Below are 23,280 nucleotides of genomic sequence, written 5' to 3'. Positions count from 1 at the left end.
GCGCAAGGGCGTTATCCTTCGATCCGGGTCAGATCAGCCACGCTGGAGCAGACCTTGCGGATCTGGCTCAGCAGGTTCAGACGGTTGCGGCGCAGGATGTCATTTTCGGTGTTGACCTGCACATCCTCAAAGAACGCATCCACAGGCTTGCGCAGTTCGGCCATGGCTGCCATCGCTGCCGGGAAATCCTCGGCCTTCAGCGCGGGATCGATCTTGGCCTCTGCCGCATCAAGTACTGCAAACAGCGCCTTTTCGCTGTCGGTCTCAGCAAATTTCACATCCGCGCCGTAGGAGTATTCCACCCCATCCTTCTCTTCCGCCTGAGACAAGATATTGTTGGCCCGCTTGAACCCCTGCACGAGGTTCTCTCCATCCTCGGTCGCAATCACCGCGTTCAGAGCACGCGCACGTTTGACCAACAGGTTGAGGTCGTCATTCCCCTCCATCGCGATACAGGCGTCGATGACATCATGGCGGATGCCTTCGTCTCGGAGGAAGACTTTGAGCCGGTCGTGGAAGAAAGAAAGGAGATCGTCAGACGCGTCAGGAACCTTTTTCTCAAGCTCAAGAAATGCTGTTGCGGGCAGTCCTTCAAGCTTTTCTTTGACTGTCTGGTATGACGCACCAAAGACACCATGTTCTGCGATTTCTTCCAAGAGATCGCGGACATTCGTTTCGGGCAAGGCGTCATTGATAGCGCTTTCTGCTCGAACAAGTTGGCTATCGAAGAAACGGTCCAACCGAAGGCGTAGATTGTTATTCACAATTAGTCGAATTACCCCTAACGCCGAACGACGCAACGCAAACGGATCTTTCGAGCCAGTCGGCTTCTCATCAATCGCCCAGAATCCGGTCAGCGTGTCCAACTTGTCGGCCAGCGCCACGGCCACCGAAAGCGGAGCGGTTGGCACGTCATCCGACGGCCCCAGCGGCGAGTAATGCTCTTGCGCCACAGCCGCGACGGCAGCGTCCTCGCCAGCCGCTTCGATGTAATACCGCCCCATAAGCCCCTGAAGTTCAGGGAATTCATAGACCATTTCGGAGTTCAGATCAGCCTTGGCCAAACGCGCGGCTTTCTCAGCCTGATCGGCATCCGCCCCGATCACCGGGGCGAGTTCGCGGGCCAGTGCGGCGATGCGGTCGATCCGCTCGGCCTGTGTACCCAGCTTGTTTTGGAAGGTCACATTCTCCAGCGCGCGGGTCCATTGGGCGATGTCCGACTTGGCAACGCGCAGATCGTTCTCCCAAAAGAATTTCGCATCGGCCAGACGGGCTGAAAGCACTTTCTGGTTCCCTGCCAGAATGGTCGCACCATTGTCGGCGGTTTCACGGTTGGCGACGGTAATGAAGCGTTCGATCCGGCCCGTCTTGGGGTTTTTCACGGAAAAGAACTTCTGATGCTCTTTCATCGAGGTCTGCAGCACCTCGGGCGGCAGCTCAAGAAACTCCTCATCAATCTGCCCCATCAGTACAACGGGCCATTCGACCAGACCGGCCACCTCGGCGAGCAGACCCTTGTCATCAACCACTTCCAGACCTGCGGCAAAGGCCATGTTCTGAGCGTCGTTCCAGATATGCTCGGCACGTTCCTCGGGCGACAGAACCACAAAGGCGCGTTTCAGCTTGGCGGCATAATCCTCGAACGAGGTCACAGAAAACCGGTTCGGGGCCATGAAACGGTGGCCCTCAGTCGTGTCACCGGATGTGATCCCCTCGACCTCAAGCGGCACGACCTGCACGCCTGCCTCATCTGTCAGGATACACAGGATCGAGTGCAAAGGCCGTACCCACCGCATCGATCCAGCCCCCCAGCGCATCGATTTAGGCCAGGGAAAGTTTCGAATGGTAGCTTCCAAAACCTCGGCGATGATTTCAGCGGCCGGGCGGCCCGCCTTTTCGATGGTGGCGAAATAGACTGCGCCTTTGGGCCTGTCGCGCTCTTCCAACTGATCTCGGGTCAGACCAGCGCCGCGCAGAAAACCTTCAATGGCTTTGTCAGGCGCGCCGACCTTGGGGCCTTTGCGCTCTTCGCGGATCGTAGGGCTTTCCGCAAGCAGGCCCTCAATAGCCAGCGTCAGGCGACGCGGCGTCGTCAGTGCAGCGGCAGAGGCATAGGTCAAACCAGCCTCGACCAAACCGTCCGTGATCCGTTTTTTCAGATCCTCACCGGCGCGGGCTTGCATCCGCGCGGGGATCTCTTCGGAGAACAGTTCGATCAGCAGGTCGGGCATAGTCGGTCCTTAGAAATTGACAATCGTCTGGATGACGATGGCATTGGCGATATCCACAAAGAATGCGGATACAAGGGGCAGCACGATAAAGGCAATAGGTGAAGGTCCATATCGCTTGGTTACGGCGGTCATATTCGCGATAGCGGTCGGGGTCGCACCCAATGCGAATCCTCCGAACCCAGCGGCCAGAACGGCGGCGCGGTAATTTGATCCCATCAGCGGGAACAGTGCCCAGATCACGAACACGACGGCAAACAGCGTCTGAGCGGTCATGATCACCGCGATTGCAAGGCCCAGCTCGGCGATGGTCCACAGTTGCAAGCTCATCAAGGACATCGCCAGAAATGCGCCTAATGCGAATTCCGATATCAGTGCCAGCGATGGTGTGCGCGAAACCGGCTTTGCGTTCGGTGCGACCATGCTGCGCAGATTGGCGATTACGATCCCCATGATCAGGCAGGGCACGAACAAGGGCAGCTTTAACCCAGCCGCACTGATCGCCTCGCTCAAAATCGCGCCGGAAATGATCGCGAGGTTGAGATACAGCAGAACCCGCATGATTGTCAGATGATCAATCTCGGACTTCTGGTCGACCTCATTGGGCAAGCCCACCGTATGCTCTTCCCCCGGCCGTTCGGGGCTGAGCTCGCGCCCCTCGATCAGCAGCCGCGCAATCGGCCCACCGACCAAGGCGGCCAACACAAGACCCAATGTAGCCACGGCCGCACCCAACTCGGTTGCACCACTCAGCCCGGTGGCATCCGCAACTTCGGGTGCCCAGGCGATCGCGGTCCCATGCCCCCCGATCAACGCAGCAGACCCGAATAGCACCCCGGCTTGCGCCGGATATCCGAACATCACGGCCCCAGCAGCGCCGATCACATTCTGCGCGACGATGGTTAGAAGCGTCAAAATCAGAAGCAATAGCAATGGCTTGCCGCCCGCGATCAAATCGGACAGACGGGCGTTCAGACCAATCCCGGCAAAGAACAGAACCAATAGGAAATCTCGCGCGGTCAAGCCAAATGACAGCTCAATGCCAAATCCAAGATACAGAGCCAACACCACCAGCGAGGCCAAAAGGCCCCCGGTCACAGGCTCGGGGATGTTGAAGCTGCGCAAGGGCGCAACGCGGGCGTTAATCTCGGCCCCCAACAGGTAAACCGCAAAGCCCAGCGTTGCGGTCAGGAACTCCGGAATGTCAACAACCGTACCCATCTTCGTCAACCCTCGGGTCTGGGTGGGCATTCCTCGCCCACAACCGTGCCGTCATAGGCCTTTTCACCGCAATTGTTCAGTGCGTGCCAGATGTAGCCTTTACCATCCTGTGTAATGGCGACGATCTGATCGACACCATAATGGATGTTCTTGGCGCCCATGAAGGCCTGCGCCTGCCCTGTTTTCAACGCATCGGCAAGCGCGACCGCGTCGTAGCAGTCAAACCATCCCGGCGCAGTCAATGGCTCGGGGTTCTCGACAGGGATGAAATCCACCATCTGATCCGGCATCATCTCAGTTTCGAAACAGGCCCTATACCGGATCGGAGAGCTGTCGGCGTCAATGGCCTGGAACGCAGTGTAAGCGATGGGTTCGGGCGCCTCCGCCCCTCGCGCCAGCACTACCACATCCTGGCCCGGGCGTGGCTCGACCTCATAATAGAACCCATAGACCTGCAGATAATACATCCCGGCCCCTGCCAGAACGGCAGAAATCACAAGGATCAGCGCAAGCAGTTTTCCAGTCATCGATTACGCCGCCTCTTTCAAGTTCACAGAAAATAGGACAGGTTTCAAACTAGTACGAGCAGAAACGAGGCTACACGCATGGAAACCACCCTTGCCGTCGGATTTTTCGGCGCGCTGTTCGCGATCATGAATCCGATCACCAACCTGCCTGTGTTCCTGAGTGTTACGCAAGACCTGCCCGTTTCGGATCAACGCAAAGTGGCTGTGAAAACCGCGCTCTACTGCTTGATCCTTGGTGGAGCCTTCGCCGCAATTGGCAGTCAAGCGCTTGGGCTGTTTGGCATCAGTGTCGATGACCTGCGTGTCGCCGGTGGCCTTGTCGTCCTGATGATCGGGCTGAACATGCTGAACGGAAACGAAAGCAGCTCGCACCATGGGACCGACGGAGAAAAGAAATCCTACCCGGCCCCCGAGACGGTTGCCTTCTATCCCTTGGCCTTTCCGATACTGGTCGGCCCCGGCACGATCACGACCTTGATCCTCTACGCGCATCACATCAAGACACCGGTCGAAGCCATTGTCTATGCGGGTGTATTTCTGTTTGTCGTCGCTTTGCTGCTGGGTACATTCTGGAACGCCTCGGCGCTGGCCAAGCGGCTGTCGGACAATGCCCGCGTGGTCATGAGCCGCTTCATGGGCATGATCCTTGCGGCCATCGCAATCAGCATGATCGCAGACGGCCTGAAGGCGTTGTTGCCCGGTCTGGCCTAGGCGTTGCATAAAACCTCGAACCCGGCGGCCTCGGTCTGCACGAACGCATCGGCGCATTGCTTGGCCAATGCGCGGACGCGACCGATATAGGCCTGCCGTTCGGTCACCGAGATCACGCCTCGCGCGTCAAGCAGATTGAAAATGTGGCTGGCCTTGATGCACTGATCGTATGCAGGATGCGCCATGATGATGCGCTTGCCCGTCTTCGGGTCATCATGTTCCTGCGCCAGAATGGACGCGCATTCGGCCTCGGCCTCTTCGAAGTGGCGCAGCAGGACCTCGGTATTGGCCACATCAAAGTTCCAGCGGGCGTATTCCTCTTCGGTCTGCTTGAAGATGTCGCCATAAGTTAGCGGACTGGGTGATTGCGGATCGTTGAACGGCATATCCATCACATGATCGATGCCCAGTACATACATCGCCAAACGTTCCAGACCATAGGTCAACTCGCCCGAAACCGGCGTACAGTCGTGGCCCCCGACCTGCTGGAAATAGGTGAACTGGCTGACTTCCATGCCATCACACCAAACTTCCCAGCCCAGTCCCCACGCGCCCAGAGTAGGGCTTTCCCAGTCATCTTCAACAAACCGGATGTCGTGCAGGTCCATGTCGATACCGATGGCCTCAAGGCTGCCCAGATACAGCTCTTGCAGATCCGGCGGGCTGGGTTTGATCAACACCTGATACTGATAGTAATGCTGCAACCGGTTTGGGTTTTCGCCATAGCGCCCGTCCGTCGGGCGGCGTGAGGGTTGAACGTAGGCCGCGGCCCAAGCCTTGGATCCCAGCGCGCGCAGGGTGGTTGCCGGATGGAACGTACCCGCGCCAACCTCCATGTCATAGGGCTGCAGGATCGCACAGCCTTTCGACGCCCAATAGGTCTGAAGCCGCAGGATAATCTCCTGAAATGAACGAGGAGCGCTTTTGGGTTCGGTCATGACATTTCCCTTGGACGCCATTTGCGCCCTGTTTCAGTGGGTTTGGCCCTTCCTATGCAAGCCACCAAGGGGCGTCAACGGGCCAAACGGCACTGGCTGTCGCTGAGCAGCCACACCCAGAATTCCCCGTATTCCGGGCATGGCCATCGGGTCGCGATTCCGCGTACTCTGCGGCAAAGTGAAAACACTGCATAAAACGGGCAGACAATGACACGCGTATTTACAGTAATTACATTCTTTCTCTTCTTCGGTCTTCGCGCCGCTTTCGCCCAACAAGACGCCGGCGTTTGGATCCAGATTGAGGCACAGCCCTCGCTTCGCGAAGCGCGAGAGCGCGCTCAGGCTTACGCAAACGCCCTGCCAGATGTGAACGGATTTCGCCTGAACTCGGGCTGGTATGCCATTGTAATCGGGCCATATATTCGCGATGACGCCGAGCAGGTATTGCGGGTCTACCGGGCTGAACGCCAGATACCGTCAGACAGTTTCATCGCTTTTTCCAATGCGCTGGCTCAGCAGTTCTGGCCTGTTGGAGCCAACATTCTTGAACGGGGTGTGATCAACGCACCCGTACAGCCGGAACAGCAACCAGAACAGCCAGCGATTGGTTTGAGCTTGCAGGACGCAGACGAAACGCGTTCGGAAGCCCTGCAGGGTGAACGCCTGCTGACGGCTCAGGAACGCAAGGACCTGCAGACTGCGCTGCAGGCGGCCGGGTTCTACAACTCGACCATCGACGGTGCGTTTGGTCAGGGTACCCGTCGCTCGATGAGCGATTGGCAAAGCTTCAACGGGTTTGAGGCAACTGGCGTTCTGACAACATTGCAGCGCAAGACGCTGATGGACGACTACAACGCACCGCTGATCGGCGTCGGCTTGGCGCGATATTCCGACGTTCAAGCGGGGATCGAGTTGGACATGCCTCTGGGCGTGATTGCATTTGATCGCTATGAAGCCCCCTTTGCGCATTTCAAACCCGCCTCGGATCTGGACGCTCAAGCGCTGTTGATCAGCCAGGAAGGTTCACCCGCCACCCTTCGGGCGCTGTATCAGGTGATGCAATCGCTTGAGATTGTTCCGCTTGATGGCAAACGCGCCTTACGCGGGAACAGTTTTACGATAGAGGGGCGCGGCCAGGGAATAACCTCGCACACTCAGGCGGCCTTGAAGGACGGGAAGATCAAGGGGTTCACTCTGGTTTGGCCTGAAGGCGATGAAGCGCGACGCGCCCGCGTTCTGGCCGCAATGCGCGCTAGCTTCACCCCAACGGATGCGGTGCTCGATGCCAGTGCCGGGGCAGAGGCCGAACAACGCATTGATCTGGTCTCGGGTCTTCAGGTCCGCAAACCGCGACTGTCGCGATCCGGCTTCTACGCCGATAGCAACGGGACAGTCCTGACTGTATCGGAGGCTTCCGACAGCTGTAACCGCATCACTCTGGACGGTGGTCTGGAGGTTCAGGTCGCATGGCAAGACGCTGATCTTGGCGTTTCCGTTTTGCGCCCCAGCCAGACACTGGCCCCAATCAGCGTCGCCGAATTCCAATCAGACCAACCCCGTATTCAGTCTCAGGTCGCCGTTTCGGGCTTTTCTTACGAAGGCGCTTTGGGTGCCCCCACCCTGACCTTTGGCGAGATCGCCGATCTTCGCGGCTTGAACGGCGAAGATGGCGTCAAACGTTTAGCGCTGGCCGCGCAGCCCGGGGATGCGGGCGGGCCGGTCTTTGATGACAGCGGCAACGTGGTCGGCATGCTGCTACCCACCCCATCTGAGGGACGCACCCTGCCCGACTCGGTTAGCCTTGCGGCAAATGTCGATCGCCTGACAGAAGTCCTGAACAAGGCGGGTGTTTCCGGCCAAACCGCACAAAACTCGACCCAGATCTCACCAAACGAGCTAAGCCGCCGGGCCAGTGGAATGACTGTATTAGTTCATTGCTGGGACTGAATATCTGACATCACTGAAAAGGCGCTGGACCGAGGTGCAGCGCCTTTTTTCATGCCTCACAGAATTTCCGGCGTAATTCTGATCAGAGTTGGGCCGTTAGCAGTAAACGCCTTGCGAACTGCCGCCTGCATCTCATCCAGATTACCCGGTTCTGCCGATCGGGCCCCGAAGGCCTCGGCCAGTTTGCAGAAATCCGGATTGCGCGCGATCACCGCGTTGGGCGCGATCTGACTGCGCACCATGCTATCTTCGATCGCTTTCAGCTTGCCATTGTCCCACAGAATAATGGGCAAAGGCAGGCCCAACTCCACTGCGACGCCAAGCTCTTGCATCGTGTAGTGGAAACCATAGTCGCCCGCGATCACCGCTGTGGGTTTTCCACGTCGCGCCATGGCACCACCGATGCCTGCGGGCAGAGCATATCCCAGTGTGCCGAACCCAGTTGGGTGATGCCAGTGATAAGGATAATGCATGTCCCAGATCTCTTTCGAGACATAAGCGAACTGCGTCATATCCGAATAGATCATCGTCTCGACCGGCATCGCCTCGCGCAGCGCGTCGGACACCTGAACGATGCCCGGTAGTTCGGCGTTGATTTCCGCACGCCAGCGCGCGCGTGCCTCACTTACTTCATCCTGGGACCATCCGCCTGCCGGTTGAACCTTTTCGACGGATTGCCACAACGCATATGCGAAGCTTTCGCCATCAGCCTGAATCTTGACTGTCGCCCTATGGTGGTCGGACAACACTTCGGGGTCGATATCAACGCGTACCAGCTGGGCGGAATGGCCCAATCGATCACGCCACAAATCAACCTCTCCCAGCTCTGCCCCGACAACAACTACAAGATCGGCCGAAGCGATGACCTCGGCGCTGCCCGGACGAGGCAACATCGATCCGAAATCCAGCGGATAGTTGGCCCCAACAAGCCCTCGTCCGGCAAATGTGGTGAAACAGGCAGCACCTAGCTCCGTCAGAATCTGCCGCCACAGGTTGGAGCGGCTACCACCGCCTAGAATGAACAATGGCCGCTGCGCAATATTGAGCAAAGACAAAACAGGAGCGACATCAGGCGGCAACGCCTTGGTACGCAAGGCGGGTTGGTTCGGGAATGGTGCCGGCTCAGCTTCAGCTTCCAGCTGAGCAATTGGGATCTGGATATGCTTGGGCCGTGGTCGCGACAACTCAAAGTCTTCGAACGCTCGTTCAACCAACAGATATGTGGACTGCGCATCGTCTGCCTGGCAGGACCAGTCTGCCACGGTGTCCGCTGCGCCGCGTTGATCTTTCATCTGGTGCAACTGTCCACGCCGTGACTGAACATCATCAAGGCAAGAGGACAACACCAGCATTGGAACTGAATCCGAATAGGCCTGGCCCATTGGCGTCATGATGTTGCACAGGCCAGGACCGGTGATCACATAAGCCACACCAGGCTTGCCAGAAGCGCGCGCGTATCCATCAGCCATGAACCCAGCGCCTTGTTCGTGGCGCGCCAGTACATGCGTTATGCCAGCTTCTTCGATACCACGGTACATTTCCTGATTATGAACGCCGGGAATTCCAAAAATCACATCAACGCCGCGATCTTTCAACATATGCGATATCTGCGCACCAAGCGGTCGCTTCATTAGTCTCTCCAGAATTGAACAGTAAATATTGCGTAAACGGCAAGCAGCTCTAGCCGCCCAACCAACATACCTACAATAAGCATCCATTTCGCGCTGTCGTTGAGCCCGGCAAAGTTTCCTGCAGGGCCGATCTGATCACCCAGCCCAGGACCCACATTGGCCAGTGCAGTTGCGGCACCCGAAACCGAGGTTATAAAGTCCAGTCCAGTCAATGCCAGAGCCCATGACAGCACCCCCATCGAAAGTGCGAAGAACATAAAATAGCTCATGACCGAGGTCAGAACATCGCGCCCGATGGGTCGCCCGTCATATCGCGGCACGAACACACCATGCGGAGACCGGATGCGGCTGATCTGCGTTTTGATCGAGGCAAACAGCAGCTGATAGCGGAACACCTTGATCGAACATGCGGTAGAGCCCGCACAACCGCCAATTAGGCCGATCAGGAAGAACAGCATGATCGGGAAGCTGCCCCAGCCCATATAATCAACGCTGGCATAGCCGGTACCCGAGATGATCGAAGTGATATTGAACAGCGACTCGCGGAACGCTTGTTCCCAATGGTGTGGAAAGACCGATGTCAGGAATATCGACATGAGAACCACAAGAACCGCAATCGTTGCCAGAAATGCCCTGATCTGACTGTCTTGCCAAAGCGAACTCGTATTGCCATTGGCAAATTGGACATAGCGTACGAATGGCAAGGCCGCGAGGATCATGAAAACGGCGGCGGCGTATTCGGCAGGTCCCGAAAAAGTCCCGAATGATGCATCATAGTTAGAGAACCCGCCGGTGGAAATCGTGGTCAGCGCATGGACCAGAGCGTCAAAGAAACTCATCCCAAGACCGGCATATACGAGGATGCAGACCACTGTGAGAACGACATAGATCAGGGAAATCTGACCTGCAATTTCTTGCGCACGAGGAAGGATCTTCCCCATGGTTTCAAATCCTTCCGAGCGGAAGATCTGCATTCCGCCTACGCGCAGTTCGGGCAGGAACACCATTGCGACAACGATGATGCCAATGCCACCCAGCCATTGCAGGACCCCCCGCCACAACAACAGGCCACGTGGCAGATCATCCAGCCCCGAGATCACAGTCGACCCGGTGGTGGTCAGCCCCGACATCGCCTCGAAATAAGCATCAACAAAGCGGAGCTCGGTCTCGCCGAATACAAAGGGTATGGCGCCAAAAACCGGCAACGCCACCCAGACGCCCGAAGTCAGCAAAAAGGTCTGACGGATGGTCAGACCTTCGCCCACCCCGTTCGAACAACTCATCGCAAGAACGCTGCCGGTCAGCAGCGTGATGATCGCGCTTTCAAAGAAAACATGCCACTCGCCCCGCCCCTCGATCATGTCGACAAGCATGGGCAGCAGCATGGTCGCCCCTAGAATGGCGACCAGCAGGCCAATCACATATCCGACCGGGCGAAGATCCATCATGACGGGCAGCGTTGGCGCGCCAACCCGACGGTGTCAAGCAGATGATCGGCGTTAACTGTCGGATTTTGCCTCAGAGCCCGGCATCGCGGGTGGCTTCGACGGGGCGCGTGCACGACGCTGCGCTGGTTTGGCCTGCTCAGCCGACGCAGCTGCCGGTTTCTGCGGCGCAGGCTTTGCTGCGGCAGGTTTCGGGGCCGCTGTGACCTGATGCGCAGCTTTGGCCGGCGCGGGCTTTGCGGGGGCAGGCTTAGCTGCCGCAGGTGCCTTGGGCCCAGCTTTTGCCGTTTTTGCCGACGCTTTCGGCGCTGCGGCTACCGGTTGTGCCTTGGCCTGCGCGGAGGATTTGAACTCCGCGACCGCCTTGGCCGCCGTTGATACTGGCTTGGCCGATTTCGAGGCGGGTTTCACAGGCATCATGGCCTTGGCCCGTGCTGTTTTCACAGCCGGCTTGGCCGCAGGGGTCGCCATGGGTGCAGCGGCCGCAACCTTAGGAGCCGCCGCTTTCGGCACTGGTACCACCGCAGACGTAGCCGCCGCCTTTGGCTTAGGTGCCGCTTTGGTTTTCGGCTCGGCTTTATACTTTGCTGCAACCTTGGTTTTGGCAGCCGGCCTGGCTGGCTTTCGTGTTGCTGGTGTCGCCGCTTTGCGGGCAACCGGTGCGGGTGCCTCGGCTGTCTTCAGTCCGTGCAGAGGTGTCATCGGCAGATCAAAAGCCGCGCGCGTCATGATCTGCATGATCTCAATCTGACTGGCCATTGCGTAACCGGCCATCCGGATGGCCGCTGCCTGAAACTCAAGCGGTTGAGTAATCGGATTCATTGCATGTCTCTCCTGATAAAACCGAGGCAGCGGGAAAATGAGTAAAAGACCCCACCCGCCCCAATCGTCCGGGCGGATTTGCAGGTTGGCGGTCCAAGGCGTCGCACGTCCCGGCTTCCTTTCGGGCTGCACCATCCGGGTTTTGCGGAGGCGCAGCAGCTGCACTCAGGGGCAACCTAGCGCAAATTGAGGTGCAGATGCAGCATTACTTGCTGCATTGCGGCAAAAAAGCGCCCATGCGGGATTTTTGATCGTTTTTCCAGCAGCTTCCGAGGGGTCAATCAACCCACATGAAACAGCGTCGTGAACAAACGCGGGTCCAGGCTAGCCGTTTCGAACGTTGGACCCTCGGTCAAAATCGAGACCGCATCATGGCTGTGAAGGCTTTCCTGATGGCTGGCAATCACGCGGAAATCGCCGACATGATGATCGGCCTGCAACTCGGCGCAGAACAGACGCGCGGCATCTTCAACGAAAATGGGGTTGGCCGCGTTCAGTTCGGCAAAGGCCTGTTCATCCTCGCGCTTGACCATCACCTGCGTTTCGGTCGGCACCGCACGGCGACAGAGCGCGATCAGATCTTCGAACCACAGGCAATCCGCATTGCAATCAACCACGACCGAAATCCGCGCGACTGAGCGCTGCGAGTGCGGCGTTGCCAACTGCCCTCGTGTGGCGCGTGCGTGTTCACTAAGTTCCAGTGAACAGGGGCATGTGGACGAATAGACATAGTCAAGATGCATGATCTTTAGACGCTCTCCGCCCCGATCAACCAGTTCCAGCGCGATGTCGTAGTACTGGTATCCGGACAATCCCGAACGCAGGCTCTCGATCCGGTCGGGATAGGAAAACCGCATCTGAATCCGCGCATCCAAACTGTCCAGATCGGACAGATAGTCGTTCAGCGCTGCCTCCATCACCTCAAAACTAAAGGTACGCTCGGCGTGCTTGTAGAAAGACCGCATGATCCGGGACATGTTGATCCCCTTCTTTTCGGCCTCAAGGCTGACAGATCCGGTGACCGAGGTCTCAAGTGTCAGCTCGGCACCGCTTTTGCGGTGGAACCGGATCGGCAGGCGAAAATTCGAGATGCCGACATGCTGGATCTGCTGCTTCGACCCCCGGATCAGGCTGGACGGCCCGTTCTGCAAATCGGGCAAGGTGGCCCTGTAGGCTACATCTGCCTCAAAGCTTTCGGGATAGTCGCGCGACAAAGCAGGATATTCCGCCTGAGACAGCCCCGGAACAAGCTGCGCCACCGCCGGATCAAGCTGGCTGATTTCGACCGCCGAGGCCGATTTCGCCCATTCCCGCAGTACCTTTAGCGCTGCGGCGGCCTGATCGTGATCGGGTGTCTCGTTGATGTCGCGCGGATGAATGTTCATTGGCACGGATCCCTTGCTAGGCCGACGGTTATATACCACCGAGGTTTAATTACCAGTCCTGAACGATACGCGCGGGATAGCAGCCCGGATCGAAATTCGAGGCGAGAAATCGTCACATTACAACCAAAAGCGCCGGATCAGGCGGTTCACACCCGCCTGACCATGAATTCCCGGCGCGGCGCTAGCCCTGAGATACCTCCAGCGCGCGCTGGATATCCGTCAGCAGATCCCCGGCATCCTCAAGCCCGACCGACAGGCGGATCAGGCCGGGCGTAATACCCAACTCATCGCGCTGTTCTTCGCTCAGGCGCTGATGCGTGGTGGTGGCCGGGTGTGTCGCGATCGACTTGGCGTCACCCAAATTGTTCGAGATCACGGGGATCGTGAGCGCATTCAGGAACGCAAACGCTGCGGCTTTGCCGCCCTTGATATCCAGCGACAGAACCGTGCCGCCTTTGCCGCCCAGCTGATCCTGCACCAATGCGTTCTGCGGGTGCGTCTTAAGACCAGGGAACAGTGTCCTTTCTAGTGCGGGATGCCCTTCAAGCTCCTCAGCAATCTTCTGGGCGCTGTCTGCCTGCGCATTCACGCGCAGCGCCATGGTTTCAAGACCTTTGACCATGATCCAGGCGTTAAACGGACTAAGTGCACCGCCGGTGTGTTTCATGTAGGGTTCGACCGTGCCGCGGATGAAATCCTTGGTGCCGATGATCACACCGCCCAGCGCGCGGCCCTGCCCGTCAATATGCTTGGTTGCCGAATAAACAACCACATTCGCGCCCTGCTCGATCGCGCGCGAGAACACCGGCGTCGAGAACACATTGTCTACGATTACAACGGCACCAACCGCGTGGGCCAGTTTCGACACAGCGGCGATATCGATCACCTCAAGCGTCGGGTTCGACATGGATTCGAAGAATACCGCCTTGGTGTCAGGTCGGAGCGCGGCCTCCCATGCGGCCAGATCGGTACCGTCCACAAACGTCACCTCAACACCGAACCGAGTCAGGATGTTTTCAAGGATATACAGGCAGGACCCAAACAGAGCTTTGGCTGATACCACATGGTCGCCAGCTTTCAACATCGAAGTCAGCGCACCGTTCACAGCCGCCATTCCCGAAGCGGTTGCGAACGCATCCTCGCCGCCTTCCAAAGCCGCTATACGTTGCTCGAACATCGAAACGGTGGGGTTGCCGTAGCGGGCATAGATGAACTCATCCGGGCCGCTTTCGATAAACCGGGCCTCGGCCTGCTCAGCGTTTTCGTAGACAAACCCTTGGGTCAGAAAGATCGCCTCGGAAACCTCATTGTACTGACTGCGACGGATGCCGCCATGGACGGCTTGGGTGCGTTTGTTCCAGCTCTCGCTCATCTCATTCCTTTCAGCCCCGCTTGGGAGGCAAACAAAAAACCCCAGACGCGGCCAAGCGAAAGGGGTCTTTCATCCTGACCTTTTAGCGGTGTTGTTTAGCGTGGCCCGCAATCCGGTAACAAATCGCCACGTGGTAGGCATGCGTTTACGCCCCGTCCCAGGCCTCGTCAAGCCCGTCCCGCTTCGGGTCACGCTTTCGTAAATGGCCCAAGCAGGCTCTTGCCGTTTGTGTAGAAAACTTCATGATCGCCCCAAACTAGGGAGGTCCCATGATCGATCTGTATTTCTGGCCCACGCCCAACGGCTGGAAAGTGTCCATCGCTTTGGAAGAGATGGAGCTGCCCTATGAAACCCACTTGATCAATATCGGCAAGGGCGATCAGTTCGATCCCGAATTCCTGAAGATCTCACCCAACAACCGCATGCCAGCTATCGTCGATCCGGATGGCCCCGACGGCGAGCCCGTTTCCGTTTTCGAAAGCGGCGCGATCCTGATGTATCTCGCCCGCAAGACTGGGCGCTTTTATGGCAAAACCGAGCGCGACCGGATTGCAGTCGAAGAATGGTTGATGTGGCAAATGGGCGGCGTTGGCCCCATGGCCGGTCAGGCGCATCACTTCCTGAAATACGCTCCGAAACTGGAGCCGCCGCAAGACCTTCCCTATCCAAAAGACCGCTATCGCACCGAGGTCGGGCGTCTATACGGCGTTCTGGACAGGCGTCTGGCCGAAAATGAATTTGTTGCGGGCGATTTCTACTCGATCGCCGACATGTCGATCTGGGGCTGGGCGAGCTTGTGGGAGGGTCAGCAGCAGGTACTGGAGGACAAACCGCACTTCACACGCTGGCTTGAGATGATGAGCGCCCGCCCCGGCGTTCAGGCCGGTCGCGCGCTGCATGCCGAGCTGCGTGGGGATCACGGGGACAAAAAATCGCAGGGGATCTTGTTCAATCGGTGAATTCGTTGTCTTTGTCCTGACCCGATTAGTGGGTTCCAGCATCATTTATAAGAGGAATGAACATGTGCCAGGCACGTTTGCGCAGAACCATTTGGGCGGTGTGCATTGTCGGGGCAGCGCTCATAACCGCCAGCTTGATGTGGATACAGCAAACGCCAGACCCTACCAACGATCTTTTTCTGGAACATATGACCTGGCCAGAAGTGCATGCCGCGCTTGAGGACGGCTACAGAACAATCATCATTCCCACAGGAGGAACCGAACAGAATGGTCCCCACGTCACTTTGGGAAAACACAATTTCGTTGTCGAATATGCCAGTCGGGAAATTGCCGAACAACTGGGCAATACTCTGATCGCACCGGTGATCCGCTATGTACCTGAAGGTGACGTTGTCCCCAACCCCACAGGACACATGCAATGGCCGGGTACAATTTCATTGCCCGAACCGGTCTTTCAGCAGGTGCTGGAAGCAACAATCCGCAGCCTCGCCTCTCACGGGTTCAAGGAGATCCTCCTGATCGGCGACAGCGGGGGAAATCAGGCAGCGCAGTCCCGTGCCGCCACTTCAACCAGCCTTGAATTAGCGACAACCGGGGTAATCGTTCAGCATGTCTCTGACTATTATGAAAAAAATGGCCAGATCGCATTTCTGGAAGATCAAGGTTTCAGTGCAGAGCAAATCGGCAATCATGCTGCGTTGCGGGACACCTCCGAGCTCATGTATGTCAATGCAGATGAAGTCGGTCGCTCACGAGCACCGGTTCCTCCTGGTTGGAGCGCAGGATTCGACGGTCAACCTGACCTCGCGACGCGCGAAATCGGCAAACAAATGGTTCAGCTTAAGGTGGACGCCGCGTTGAAACAGATACAGCGCCGAAGGGACGCAAATTAATAATGCACCCTTTCATAATCAAAGCAGCGATGAGAACAAAAATGGAATTCTCACCAGGAGAATCCAAGCTCAATACGATGAGACGCAAATGAGACTGGAAACATCAGGCTCCCTTCACTAAGGAAGAGTTCGACAACCGAAAAAGGAAGACGCACGCAATGGCAAAGATCACCTATGTCGAGCATGGCGGTACCGAACATACAGTCGAGGTCGCCAACGGACTGACAGTCATGGAAGGGGCCCGTGACAACAATATCCCCGGCATCGAGGCCGATTGCGGTGGCGCCTGCGCCTGCTCGACTTGCCATGTCTATGTTCACCCTGACTGGGTCGAGAAAATCCCGGCCAAGGACGACATGGAAGAAGACATGCTGGACTTTGCCTATGAGCCCGACACTGAGCGCTCGCGCCTGACCTGCCAGATCAAGGTCACCGATGCGCTGGACGGGCTGGTTGTCCAGATGCCCGAAAAACAAATCTGATGCCTTCCTGGTCGGTCATGGTCCTAGCAATCGCGCTGGGGATTTGTCCGATCAAAGCTCAGTCACAGCAACCATGGCAGTATGAGCCATTGGAATCGGCGGAATACGCCGAGCCCACCGCTCGATACCCGCACGGCGTGCTCGGTGATCAGATCGAATACGGCGCGCTTGTATTGCAATACGCACCCAATTCGGCGCGATACACAATCCGCCTGCCCAAGGAACGGGTCTTTGAAGATATTAAGCCGCGTCTTGTCGACATAGACAATGACGGCCTTCGCGAAGCGCTAGTGGTTGAAAGCCATCGTGACAAAGGTGCCCGGCTCGCAATCTACAACGGCGGCGGTCTGATCGCCGCCACCCCCTATATCGGAACCCGGAATCGCTGGCTTGCCCCTATCGGTGCCGCCGACCTCGATGGTGACGGCCATATCGAGATCGCCTATGTCGACCGCCCACACCTCGCTAAAACCCTGCGGATCTGGCGCTATGAAAACGGCACCCTGACCGAAATCCAGTCGATCCCCAGCCTCACCAATCACAAAATCGGAGAGGACTTCATCTCGGGCGGCCTACGTCAATGCGACGGTGCCCCAGAGTTAATCGTTGCAAACGCGAACTGGACGCGCATCATCAGCGTCTCATACCAGAACGGCTGGCAAACCGCTGATCTCGGCCCGCTCAGAAAACGCGATGACTTGACCGCAGCGCTAAAGTGCTGATCCCGTCTTCATCTGGCCATAAATACCCTGGGGGGGTGAGGCCAAAGGCCGAGGGGGCAATGCCCCCTACTTGCAAACAATCAAGTCGGGCATAGCCCGGAAATCAGATCACAGCGCGCGCCAACCGATATCACGGCGATAGAAGCCTTCGGGCCAATCCACGCCTTCTACCATCGCATAAGCCCGGTCGCGCGCTTCTTGCAGCGTGTCCCCGCGTGCGGTCACGTTGAGAACCCGACCGCCTGTTGCCTGAACCTGCCCCTCAGCCGCCTTAGTACCCGCATGGAAGACCATGTTCCGGCTGTCCTCGGGCAGGTCTTCCAATCCCTTGATTGCAGTGCCTTTCTCGTAGGTGCCGGGATATCCTTTTGCGGCCATCACGACGGTGATCGCGTGATCCTCAGCCCAGTTCACACGCGTCTCACCCAGCCGCCCTTCGGCCGCAGCGTGCAACAGATCCATCGCCTGCGCGCCCAGCCGCATCATCAAAACCTGACATTCCGGATCGCCAAAACGCACATTGTATTCCACCAGCTTGGGCTGACCATCGTTGATCATCAGCCCTGCATAAAGCACACCCTGAAATGGCGTCCCCCGCCGCGTCATCTCAGCTACGGTCGGGCGCACGATCTGATCCATTGCACGGGCCTCAATCTCGGCACTCAAAACCGGGGCCGGAGAATACGCACCCATGCCGCCGGTGTTCAGTCCGGTATCCCCCTCTCCCACACGCTTGTGGTCCTGAGCCGTGCCAATCGACAGGATATCCTCACCATCACAGAGAACGAAAAGCGAAGCCTCCTCGCCCTCCATGAATTCTTCGATTACAACTTCGGCCCCCGCGCCACCGAAGGCACCGCCGAACATGTCATCAATGGCGTCCAGCGCGGTTTGCTCATCCATTGCAACGATCACACCCTTCCCGGCAGCCAGACCATCGGCCTTGACCACGATCGGGGCACCCTGCGCGCGGATATAAGCCTTGGCTGGTTCTGCTTCCGTGAACCGGGCATAACCCGCTGTCGGCGCGCCAGATGCGTCACAGATTTCCTTGGTGAAACTTTTTGAGGCCTCTAACCGCGCCGCTTCGGCTGACGGACCAAAGACCAGAACGCCTGCTTCACGCAACCGATCAGCAACCCCCGCCGCCAAAGGAGCCTCAGGGCCGACAATTACGAAATCAATCGCGTTTTCTTCGGCAAAACTGACGACTGCGCCACCATTCTCGATATCCAGCGCAGCACAATCTGCGATCTGCGCGATCCCGGCGTTGCCCGGTGCCACAATCAGGCGATCACATTTAGGGTTCTGCATCACCGCCCAAGCAAGGCTGTGTTCGCGCCCGCCGCTGCCGAGAATGAGGATATTCATGAAACGCTCCGATCTGCTTGGCCTTGCCTGCGCGGCGTTCTAAGCTGCGCAGAGATTTGACACAAGGCGCTGAAATGTCCGACCTGCTTGATGACCCGATTCCGGGCCAAAACACCCCCGAATACACCGTCTCGGACATCTCGGGTGAGGTGAAGCGCACGCTCGAAGGCACGTTTGGCCGAATCCGTGTACGCGGCGAGGTCGGGCGGGTGTTCAAGGCGCGCTCGGGGCATCTCTACTACGACATTAAGGACGACCGGAATGTTCTGGCCTGCACCACGTGGAAAGGGCAGATATCAGGTTTGTCGGTTGTTCCCGAGGAAGGTCTTGAAGTTGTCGTTACCGGACGTCTCACAGCTTTCGGAGCCCAGTCGAAATACAATCTGAACGTCGATGAGGTCGCCGTCGCCGGCCAAGGCGCACTAATGGCATTGCTGGAAAAGCGCAAGAAACAGCTCGAAGCCGAAGGCCTGTTTGCGCCCGAACGCAAGAAACCGCTGCCCTACCTGCCCCAAATCATCGGCGTTGTCACTTCGCCCTCCGGCGCGGTGATCCGGGACATCTTGCATCGGCTACGCGATCGTTTCCCGCGCAAAGTACTGATCTGGCCCGTCGCGGTCCAGGGTGCAAACTGCGCCCCTGAAGTGACCCGCGCCATCGAAGGCTTCAACAACCTTACCCCCGGCGGAGCGCTGCCGCGCCCCGACCTGATTATCGTCGCGCGCGGGGGCGGATCAATCGAAGACCTCTGGGGCTTCAACGAAGAAAGCGTTGCGCGTGCGACCGCCGCTTCAGAAATCCCGCTGATCTCGGCCGTGGGACACGAGACCGACACCACCCTGATCGACTATGTCTCGGACCGCCGCGCCCCTACGCCAACCGCCGCTGCCGAACTTGCCGTACCGGTCCGCATGGAACTGCTGGCTTGGACCAACGAACAAGGGGCCCGCCTGTCGCGCGCGGCAACGGACGCCGTGCAGCGCCGCAGCCAACGCCTGCGCGATCTGTCGCGCGCGCTGCCGCGCCCAGACACACTGCTGGAAAGCCCGCGCCAAAGGCTCGACCAGATATCCGAGCGCTTGCCCAACGCGCTAATCCGGGGTGTTCAGAACCGCCGCGTCAAGCTGCTGGACAGTGCGGCGCGTCTGCGCCCCTCGACCCTGCGCAGCTTTGTCGAAACCCGCCGCGACCGCTGGCGCAACCTGTCCTCACGCCTGTCGCTGCGCCCGATCCAGCGCGAGCTGGAAACACGGCGCGATACCCTCAACCGACTGAGCGATCGCCTGAACGCCGCGCAATCCACGCGGCTGGACCGCCTACGCCAGCAAATGGAGGCCACCGACCGCCTGCGCGAAACGCTGAGCTACAAGGCGACGCTCGGGCGTGGCTACGCCGTCGTGCGCGCCGACGGGGAAGTCATCACAACCAAAGCACAGGCCGCCGGTCACACGGCACTTGAGATCGAGTTCGCCGATGGTCGCCTCCAAACCGGAACACAGGGCAAAGCATCGACCAAAAAACCCAAACAGGCACCGCCTGATCAGGGATCGTTGTTCTGATCCATGCTGACGATCTGGGGCCGTAAAACATCATCCAATGTTCAGGCGCTCCTGTGGTGTGTCGGCGAACTCGATCTGGAGTACCAGCGCCACGATCTGGGTCATCTCTTTGGCGGATTGGACAGCGCGGCGTTTCAGGCCCTGAACCCAAACCGAACCATTCCGGTTCTAAGAGATGGTGACGGCGCACCGCTCTGGGAGACCGGTGCCATCCTGCGGTATCTTGCTACCAGATATGGGAACGAAACTTTCTGGCCATCAGATCCCATTCAGCGCGCGCAGATCGACAAATGGGCGGAATGGGCAAAACTAAACATCGCAATGGCGTTTACCGTCCCGATTTTCTGGCAAGTGGTTCGCACCCCTGCAAAACAGCGGGACGATCAGGCAATCCGACAGGCCGTCATCGATCTGGAGATCAAGCTAACCATAGCAGACACTCTGCTTGCCGACTCACCCTATCTGGCGGGCGATACGTTCACTTTGGCCGATATCCAATTCGGCCACGTGCTCTACCGCTACTACGATATCGAAATAGACCGCGCGACGCTCCCGCATCTTAGCAGATACTACGACACGTTAACCGAAAGACCTGCATATAAAAGACATGTCATGATTGGCTACGAAGAGCTAAGGCCACCCGACGCTTGACATCAGACCCCGACATCCGGCCCGTAACACAGCATCTCTTCGCCAATATCCTCAGCCTCGTACAGTTCCGTCGCAGTCGGATCACCTTCGAATTGCGCGATCAGCCCGCCGCCAAACTCCGTGAACACCCAGCATTGCGGCGCCAGCTGATCCTCATAGATAAAGCAGATCTGATCTTCCTGCTCGTACCAGACCCCTTCCATGCATTTGCCATCCAGAAATGACCAGATCACACGACGATTAGGAAGATACCGCTCGACCCCATAGGCTTGCCCACCGAACCCGTAAAACAACGTTTTCCCACGGGTATACGCATCGAACTCAGTCGCAGTCAGAGGCGACTGCGCCGCAACGGAATGCGCCACGAAGGTCAGCAGAATCATAATAGCTCTGAACATGTCTTCAGTCTGTCAGATGCTGCTACCGAGTACCATTCAACCTTTCTGGCTCTGCCAAATCGGCAAGATAACTCAACGTCACGCCTTGATGCACCGCGGTGATCATGGCGATGATTGCCTCAAAAACATCGGGGATGCACCATGACGACACTTCTGTTTTGGATCGCGGGGGCCTGCGCGCTGGCCTACCTGCCACTCACCCCGCGCCCTGCCAGCGCCCTGCGCAGCACGCTGAAAACAGCGTCGGTCGCCCTGCTGGCCGGAATCGCCCTACTGGCAAATGCACCATGGCTTCTGATCCTTGCGCTCACCCTCTGCGCCATCGGGGATGCCCTTCTGTCACGCGAAACCGACAGCACATTCATGGCAGGCATCGGCACATTTGCGGCTGGCCATCTGGCTTATATTGCTCTGTTCCTGACCCATCCCGATAGCAACCTGGAACTGATCTTCGACCACCCCGCGACCTTCTGGTCCCTGATCATTCTTGGCATCGTTATGGCCACGCTGCTCGCCCCCCGCGCCGGAGACCTCAAGATCCCCGTCCTCGCCTATATCCCGATCATCCTGGGCATGGGCATTACCGTTCTGTCCCTTCCTGATACTGGTGTATTACGCTGGGCCTTGCCCGCCGCTATGGCCTTCATCGCCTCGGACCTGACCCTTGCGACTGAAAAGTTTCTGCTGCCCGCCAAGCACCCGGCCCTGAAGCTTACGCCCTATCTGGTCTGGCCGCTCTATTGGGGGGCGCAGGCCGGGTTTCTGATCACCTTCACCTGACCCTTTGCAACTGCCTTCAATCCGCATTAGGTGAGGGGAACACCTGCGGAGACCAAAAATGGCGTTTTTCTCAAAGCTCAAGGACAAGCTGTTCAAATCCTCGTCGCGCCTCGAAGAGGGGCTGGATGCGATTGTCGAGGATGGCGGCGAGGAAACCACACCTGACCCCGTGATCCCTGACCCCGAGCCAGAACCGCAACCGGTTCCCGAAGTGCCGGAGCCTGCGCCTGTGCCACAACCGGCCGAACCCCCAGCTCCGATCCCGGCTGATCCCACACCGGCCCCTCCGCCCCCGGAAGTCCCCGATTCCAAAGGCCTGCTGGGCCGCCTGTTTACGCGCAACGAAGACCGCATGGTTGTTCGCCGCACTCTGGACGACGACATGCTGGAACAGCTCGAAGAGCTTCTGATCGCCTCGGACATGGGCGTCGACACCGCCCTGCGCGTTACGTCCAACATAGCAGAGGGGCGCTTTGGCCGCAAACTCTCGACCCAGGAAATCAAACAGCTGCTGGCGCAGGAAGTCGCGCGTGTGATGGACCCTGTGGCCAAACCAATGCCAATCTACCCCAAGCGCCCACAAGTGGTGTTGGTCGTGGGCGTGAACGGCTCGGGCAAAACCACGACCATCGGCAAGCTCGCCAGCCAGTTCAAAGCCGCAGGCAAAAAGGTCGTCATCGCCGCCGGAGACACCTTCCGCGCCGCCGCCGTCGAGCAGTTGCAGGTCTGGGGAGACCGCGCTGGTGTCCCGGTGCTGACCGCGCCCGAAGGCTCAGACCCCGCTTCGCTGGCCTTCGATGCCCTGACCAAAGCGCAAAACGAAGGTGCCGACCTTCTGATGATTGATACAGCAGGCCGCCTGCAAAATCGCGCTGACCTAATGGAGGAACTGGCCAAGATCGTCCGCGTCATCCGCAAGGTCGACGACACGGCCCCGCACAACACCCTACTGGTGCTGGACGCCACCACCGGCCAGAACGCCCTTAGCCAGGTCGAAACCTTCCGCAATCTCGCCGATGTCTCGGGCCTTGTGATGACCAAGCTCGATGGCACAGCCAAAGGCGGCGTACTGGTCGCCCTCGCCGACAAGTTCGGTCTGCCGATCCACGCGATTGGCGTCGGTGAGCAGATTGACGACCTCGCCCCTTTCGACCCCGAAGAATTCGCCGCCGCCCTCACCGGCCTGCAAACCTGATCCGCCCCTTCATCTGGCCAAAAATACCTTCGGGGGGCGTGGG

21 protein-coding genes and 1 riboswitch are annotated in these 23,280 nt (G+C 58.3%); of the genes, 10 read left to right on the top strand and 11 right to left on the bottom strand.

Going from position 1 to position 23,280, the window contains the following annotated elements; genetic code table 11:
* Nucleotides 1-11 precede the first annotated feature (11 nt).
* Genes glyS through G7G_RS0105390 form a run of 3 tightly spaced genes read right to left on the bottom strand, consistent with a single transcriptional unit; the run spans nt 12 to nt 3,976 of the window.
* Nucleotides 12-2,231: a glycine--tRNA ligase subunit beta gene (gene glyS / locus G7G_RS0105400; protein ID WP_010439285.1), complete on the bottom strand. Its 2,220-nt coding sequence runs from the start codon at nt 2,229-2,231 to the stop codon at nt 12-14.
* A gap of 9 nt (nt 2,232-2,240) precedes the next feature.
* Nucleotides 2,241-3,449, bottom strand: coding sequence for a sodium/glutamate symporter (gene gltS / locus G7G_RS0105395; protein ID WP_010439281.1), 1,209 nt, complete (start codon nt 3,447-3,449; stop codon nt 2,241-2,243).
* A 5-nt stretch (nt 3,450-3,454) separates the two neighbouring features.
* On the bottom strand, nt 3,455-3,976 hold the full coding sequence (locus G7G_RS0105390; RefSeq protein ID WP_010439279.1) for a DUF6446 family protein: 522 nt from the start codon (nt 3,974-3,976) through the stop codon (nt 3,455-3,457).
* 78 nt (nt 3,977-4,054) lie between these two features.
* Here G7G_RS0105390 and G7G_RS0105385 point away from each other — a divergent pair, with 78 nt between their 5' ends.
* On the top strand, nt 4,055-4,687 hold the full coding sequence (locus G7G_RS0105385) for a MarC family protein (protein WP_010439276.1): 633 nt from the start codon (nt 4,055-4,057) through the stop codon (nt 4,685-4,687).
* Here G7G_RS0105385 and G7G_RS0105380 read toward each other — a convergent pair.
* Entirely contained in the window at nt 4,684-5,625 is a 942-nt protein-coding gene (locus G7G_RS0105380; protein ID WP_029621752.1) for a glycine--tRNA ligase subunit alpha, read from the bottom strand. The two genes, G7G_RS0105385 and G7G_RS0105380, sit on opposite strands and share 4 nt — an antisense overlap.
* Nucleotides 5,626-5,832: 207 nt before the next feature.
* Between G7G_RS0105380 and G7G_RS0105375 the strand changes: the two genes are divergently transcribed.
* A complete protein-coding gene (locus G7G_RS0105375) occupies nt 5,833-7,572 on the top strand; it encodes a serine protease (protein WP_010439271.1) in 1,740 nt (579 codons plus the stop codon).
* A 56-nt stretch (nt 7,573-7,628) separates the two neighbouring features.
* Here the strand turns inward: G7G_RS0105375 and G7G_RS0105370 are convergent, their stop codons facing one another.
* From G7G_RS0105370 to metZ, 5 genes are all read right to left on the bottom strand, one after another.
* Nucleotides 7,629-9,203, bottom strand: a complete 1,575-nt coding sequence (locus G7G_RS0105370; protein ID WP_010439268.1) for a thiamine pyrophosphate-binding protein — start codon at nt 9,201-9,203, stop codon at nt 7,629-7,631.
* On the bottom strand, nt 9,203-10,651 hold the full coding sequence (locus G7G_RS0105365) for a TrkH family potassium uptake protein (protein WP_010439263.1): 1,449 nt from the start codon (nt 10,649-10,651) through the stop codon (nt 9,203-9,205). The genes G7G_RS0105370 and G7G_RS0105365 overlap by 1 nt, the downstream gene beginning before the upstream one ends.
* A gap of 51 nt (nt 10,652-10,702) precedes the next feature.
* A complete protein-coding gene (locus G7G_RS23650; protein WP_139056596.1) occupies nt 10,703-11,470 on the bottom strand; it encodes a hypothetical protein in 768 nt (255 codons plus the stop codon).
* 281 nt (nt 11,471-11,751) lie between these two features.
* Nucleotides 11,752-12,855: a GTP cyclohydrolase FolE2 gene (folE2, locus tag G7G_RS0105355; protein ID WP_010439255.1), complete on the bottom strand. Its 1,104-nt coding sequence runs from the start codon at nt 12,853-12,855 to the stop codon at nt 11,752-11,754.
* Between the two features lie 181 nt (nt 12,856-13,036).
* Nucleotides 13,037-14,227, bottom strand: coding sequence for an O-succinylhomoserine sulfhydrylase (gene metZ / locus G7G_RS0105350; RefSeq protein ID WP_010439253.1), 1,191 nt, complete (start codon nt 14,225-14,227; stop codon nt 13,037-13,039).
* Between the two features lie 62 nt (nt 14,228-14,289).
* A riboswitch (SAM riboswitch) is annotated at nt 14,290-14,367 on the bottom strand.
* Between the two features lie 129 nt (nt 14,368-14,496).
* Here metZ and G7G_RS0105345 point away from each other — a divergent pair.
* From G7G_RS0105345 to G7G_RS0105330, 4 genes are all read left to right on the top strand, one after another.
* Nucleotides 14,497-15,186, top strand: coding sequence for a glutathione S-transferase N-terminal domain-containing protein (locus tag G7G_RS0105345; protein ID WP_010439251.1), 690 nt, complete (start codon nt 14,497-14,499; stop codon nt 15,184-15,186).
* A gap of 188 nt (nt 15,187-15,374) precedes the next feature.
* Nucleotides 15,375-16,079, top strand: a complete 705-nt coding sequence (locus G7G_RS0105340) for a creatininase family protein (protein WP_158005268.1) — start codon at nt 15,375-15,377, stop codon at nt 16,077-16,079.
* 158 nt (nt 16,080-16,237) lie between these two features.
* Nucleotides 16,238-16,561 carry a 2Fe-2S iron-sulfur cluster-binding protein gene (locus G7G_RS0105335; protein ID WP_010439247.1) on the top strand — a complete coding sequence of 108 codons (324 nt, stop codon included), beginning with the start codon at nt 16,238-16,240 and terminating at the stop codon, nt 16,559-16,561.
* A 17-nt stretch (nt 16,562-16,578) separates the two neighbouring features.
* The gene (locus G7G_RS0105330; RefSeq protein ID WP_238528767.1) at nt 16,579-17,283 is read left to right on the top strand and encodes an FG-GAP repeat domain-containing protein; all 705 of its coding nucleotides are present in this window, start codon (nt 16,579-16,581) and stop codon (nt 17,281-17,283) included.
* Nucleotides 17,284-17,391: 108 nt separating this feature from the next.
* On the opposite strand, the gene purD is transcribed toward G7G_RS0105330, so the two are convergent.
* Complete coding sequence (gene purD / locus G7G_RS0105325) at nt 17,392-18,654, bottom strand: phosphoribosylamine--glycine ligase (RefSeq protein ID WP_010439243.1); 1,263 nt, start codon at nt 18,652-18,654, stop codon at nt 17,392-17,394.
* 74 nt (nt 18,655-18,728) lie between these two features.
* Between purD and xseA the strand changes: the two genes are divergently transcribed.
* Nucleotides 18,729-20,213 (top strand): exodeoxyribonuclease VII large subunit, encoded by a 1,485-nt coding sequence (gene xseA / locus G7G_RS0105320; protein WP_010439240.1) that lies wholly within the window; start codon nt 18,729-18,731, stop codon nt 20,211-20,213.
* A gap of 3 nt (nt 20,214-20,216) precedes the next feature.
* Nucleotides 20,217-20,864: a glutathione S-transferase family protein gene (locus G7G_RS0105315; RefSeq protein ID WP_010439238.1), complete on the top strand. Its 648-nt coding sequence runs from the start codon at nt 20,217-20,219 to the stop codon at nt 20,862-20,864.
* A gap of 2 nt (nt 20,865-20,866) precedes the next feature.
* Here the strand turns inward: G7G_RS0105315 and G7G_RS0105310 are convergent, their stop codons facing one another.
* Nucleotides 20,867-21,262, bottom strand: a complete 396-nt coding sequence (locus G7G_RS0105310) for a hypothetical protein (RefSeq protein WP_029621749.1) — start codon at nt 21,260-21,262, stop codon at nt 20,867-20,869.
* Between the two features lie 141 nt (nt 21,263-21,403).
* Here G7G_RS0105310 and G7G_RS0105300 point away from each other — a divergent pair, with 141 nt between their 5' ends.
* Both G7G_RS0105300 and ftsY read left to right on the top strand, forming a co-directional pair.
* On the top strand, nt 21,404-22,042 hold the full coding sequence (locus G7G_RS0105300) for a lysoplasmalogenase (RefSeq protein ID WP_010439232.1): 639 nt from the start codon (nt 21,404-21,406) through the stop codon (nt 22,040-22,042).
* 58 nt (nt 22,043-22,100) lie between these two features.
* On the top strand, nt 22,101-23,237 hold the full coding sequence (gene ftsY / locus G7G_RS0105295; RefSeq protein ID WP_010439229.1) for a signal recognition particle-docking protein FtsY: 1,137 nt from the start codon (nt 22,101-22,103) through the stop codon (nt 23,235-23,237).
* Nucleotides 23,238-23,280 lie beyond the last annotated feature (43 nt).

This window comes from Ruegeria conchae, assembly GCF_000192475.1.
GTDB lineage: Bacteria > Pseudomonadota > Alphaproteobacteria > Rhodobacterales > Rhodobacteraceae > Ruegeria > Ruegeria conchae.
The sequence above is the reverse complement of the archived record's forward strand: the minus strand, read 5'-3'. Positions and strand labels throughout refer to the sequence as shown.

What these genes read in the sequence shown, in the direction of transcription:
- folE2 (WP_010439255.1), bottom strand. Translation starts at nt 12,855, where the DNA reads ATGAACATTCATCCGCGCGACATCAACGAGACACCCGATCACGATCAG.
- ftsY (WP_010439229.1), top strand. Translation starts at nt 22,101, where the DNA reads ATGGCGTTTTTCTCAAAGCTCAAGGACAAGCTGTTCAAATCCTCGTCG.
- G7G_RS0105340 (WP_158005268.1), top strand. Translation starts at nt 15,375, where the DNA reads ATGACCTGGCCAGAAGTGCATGCCGCGCTTGAGGACGGCTACAGAACA.
- metZ (WP_010439253.1), bottom strand. Translation starts at nt 14,227, where the DNA reads ATGAGCGAGAGCTGGAACAAACGCACCCAAGCCGTCCATGGCGGCATC.
- gltS (WP_010439281.1), bottom strand. Translation starts at nt 3,449, where the DNA reads ATGGGTACGGTTGTTGACATTCCGGAGTTCCTGACCGCAACGCTGGGC.
- G7G_RS0105375 (WP_010439271.1), top strand. Translation starts at nt 5,833, where the DNA reads ATGACACGCGTATTTACAGTAATTACATTCTTTCTCTTCTTCGGTCTT.
- G7G_RS0105380 (WP_029621752.1), bottom strand. Translation starts at nt 5,625, where the DNA reads ATGACCGAACCCAAAAGCGCTCCTCGTTCATTTCAGGAGATTATCCTG.
- G7G_RS0105335 (WP_010439247.1), top strand. Translation starts at nt 16,238, where the DNA reads ATGGCAAAGATCACCTATGTCGAGCATGGCGGTACCGAACATACAGTC.
- G7G_RS0105345 (WP_010439251.1), top strand. Translation starts at nt 14,497, where the DNA reads ATGATCGATCTGTATTTCTGGCCCACGCCCAACGGCTGGAAAGTGTCC.
- G7G_RS0105315 (WP_010439238.1), top strand. Translation starts at nt 20,217, where the DNA reads ATGCTGACGATCTGGGGCCGTAAAACATCATCCAATGTTCAGGCGCTC.
- G7G_RS0105330 (WP_238528767.1), top strand. Translation starts at nt 16,579, where the DNA reads ATGGTCCTAGCAATCGCGCTGGGGATTTGTCCGATCAAAGCTCAGTCA.
- G7G_RS0105365 (WP_010439263.1), bottom strand. Translation starts at nt 10,651, where the DNA reads ATGATGGATCTTCGCCCGGTCGGATATGTGATTGGCCTGCTGGTCGCC.
- xseA (WP_010439240.1), top strand. Translation starts at nt 18,729, where the DNA reads ATGTCCGACCTGCTTGATGACCCGATTCCGGGCCAAAACACCCCCGAA.
- G7G_RS0105300 (WP_010439232.1), top strand. Translation starts at nt 21,404, where the DNA reads ATGACGACACTTCTGTTTTGGATCGCGGGGGCCTGCGCGCTGGCCTAC.
- purD (WP_010439243.1), bottom strand. Translation starts at nt 18,654, where the DNA reads ATGAATATCCTCATTCTCGGCAGCGGCGGGCGCGAACACAGCCTTGCT.
- G7G_RS0105370 (WP_010439268.1), bottom strand. Translation starts at nt 9,203, where the DNA reads ATGAAGCGACCGCTTGGTGCGCAGATATCGCATATGTTGAAAGATCGC.
- G7G_RS0105390 (WP_010439279.1), bottom strand. Translation starts at nt 3,976, where the DNA reads ATGACTGGAAAACTGCTTGCGCTGATCCTTGTGATTTCTGCCGTTCTG.
- G7G_RS0105310 (WP_029621749.1), bottom strand. Translation starts at nt 21,262, where the DNA reads ATGTTCAGAGCTATTATGATTCTGCTGACCTTCGTGGCGCATTCCGTT.
- G7G_RS23650 (WP_139056596.1), bottom strand. Translation starts at nt 11,470, where the DNA reads ATGAATCCGATTACTCAACCGCTTGAGTTTCAGGCAGCGGCCATCCGG.
- G7G_RS0105385 (WP_010439276.1), top strand. Translation starts at nt 4,055, where the DNA reads ATGGAAACCACCCTTGCCGTCGGATTTTTCGGCGCGCTGTTCGCGATC.
- glyS (WP_010439285.1), bottom strand. Translation starts at nt 2,231, where the DNA reads ATGCCCGACCTGCTGATCGAACTGTTCTCCGAAGAGATCCCCGCGCGG.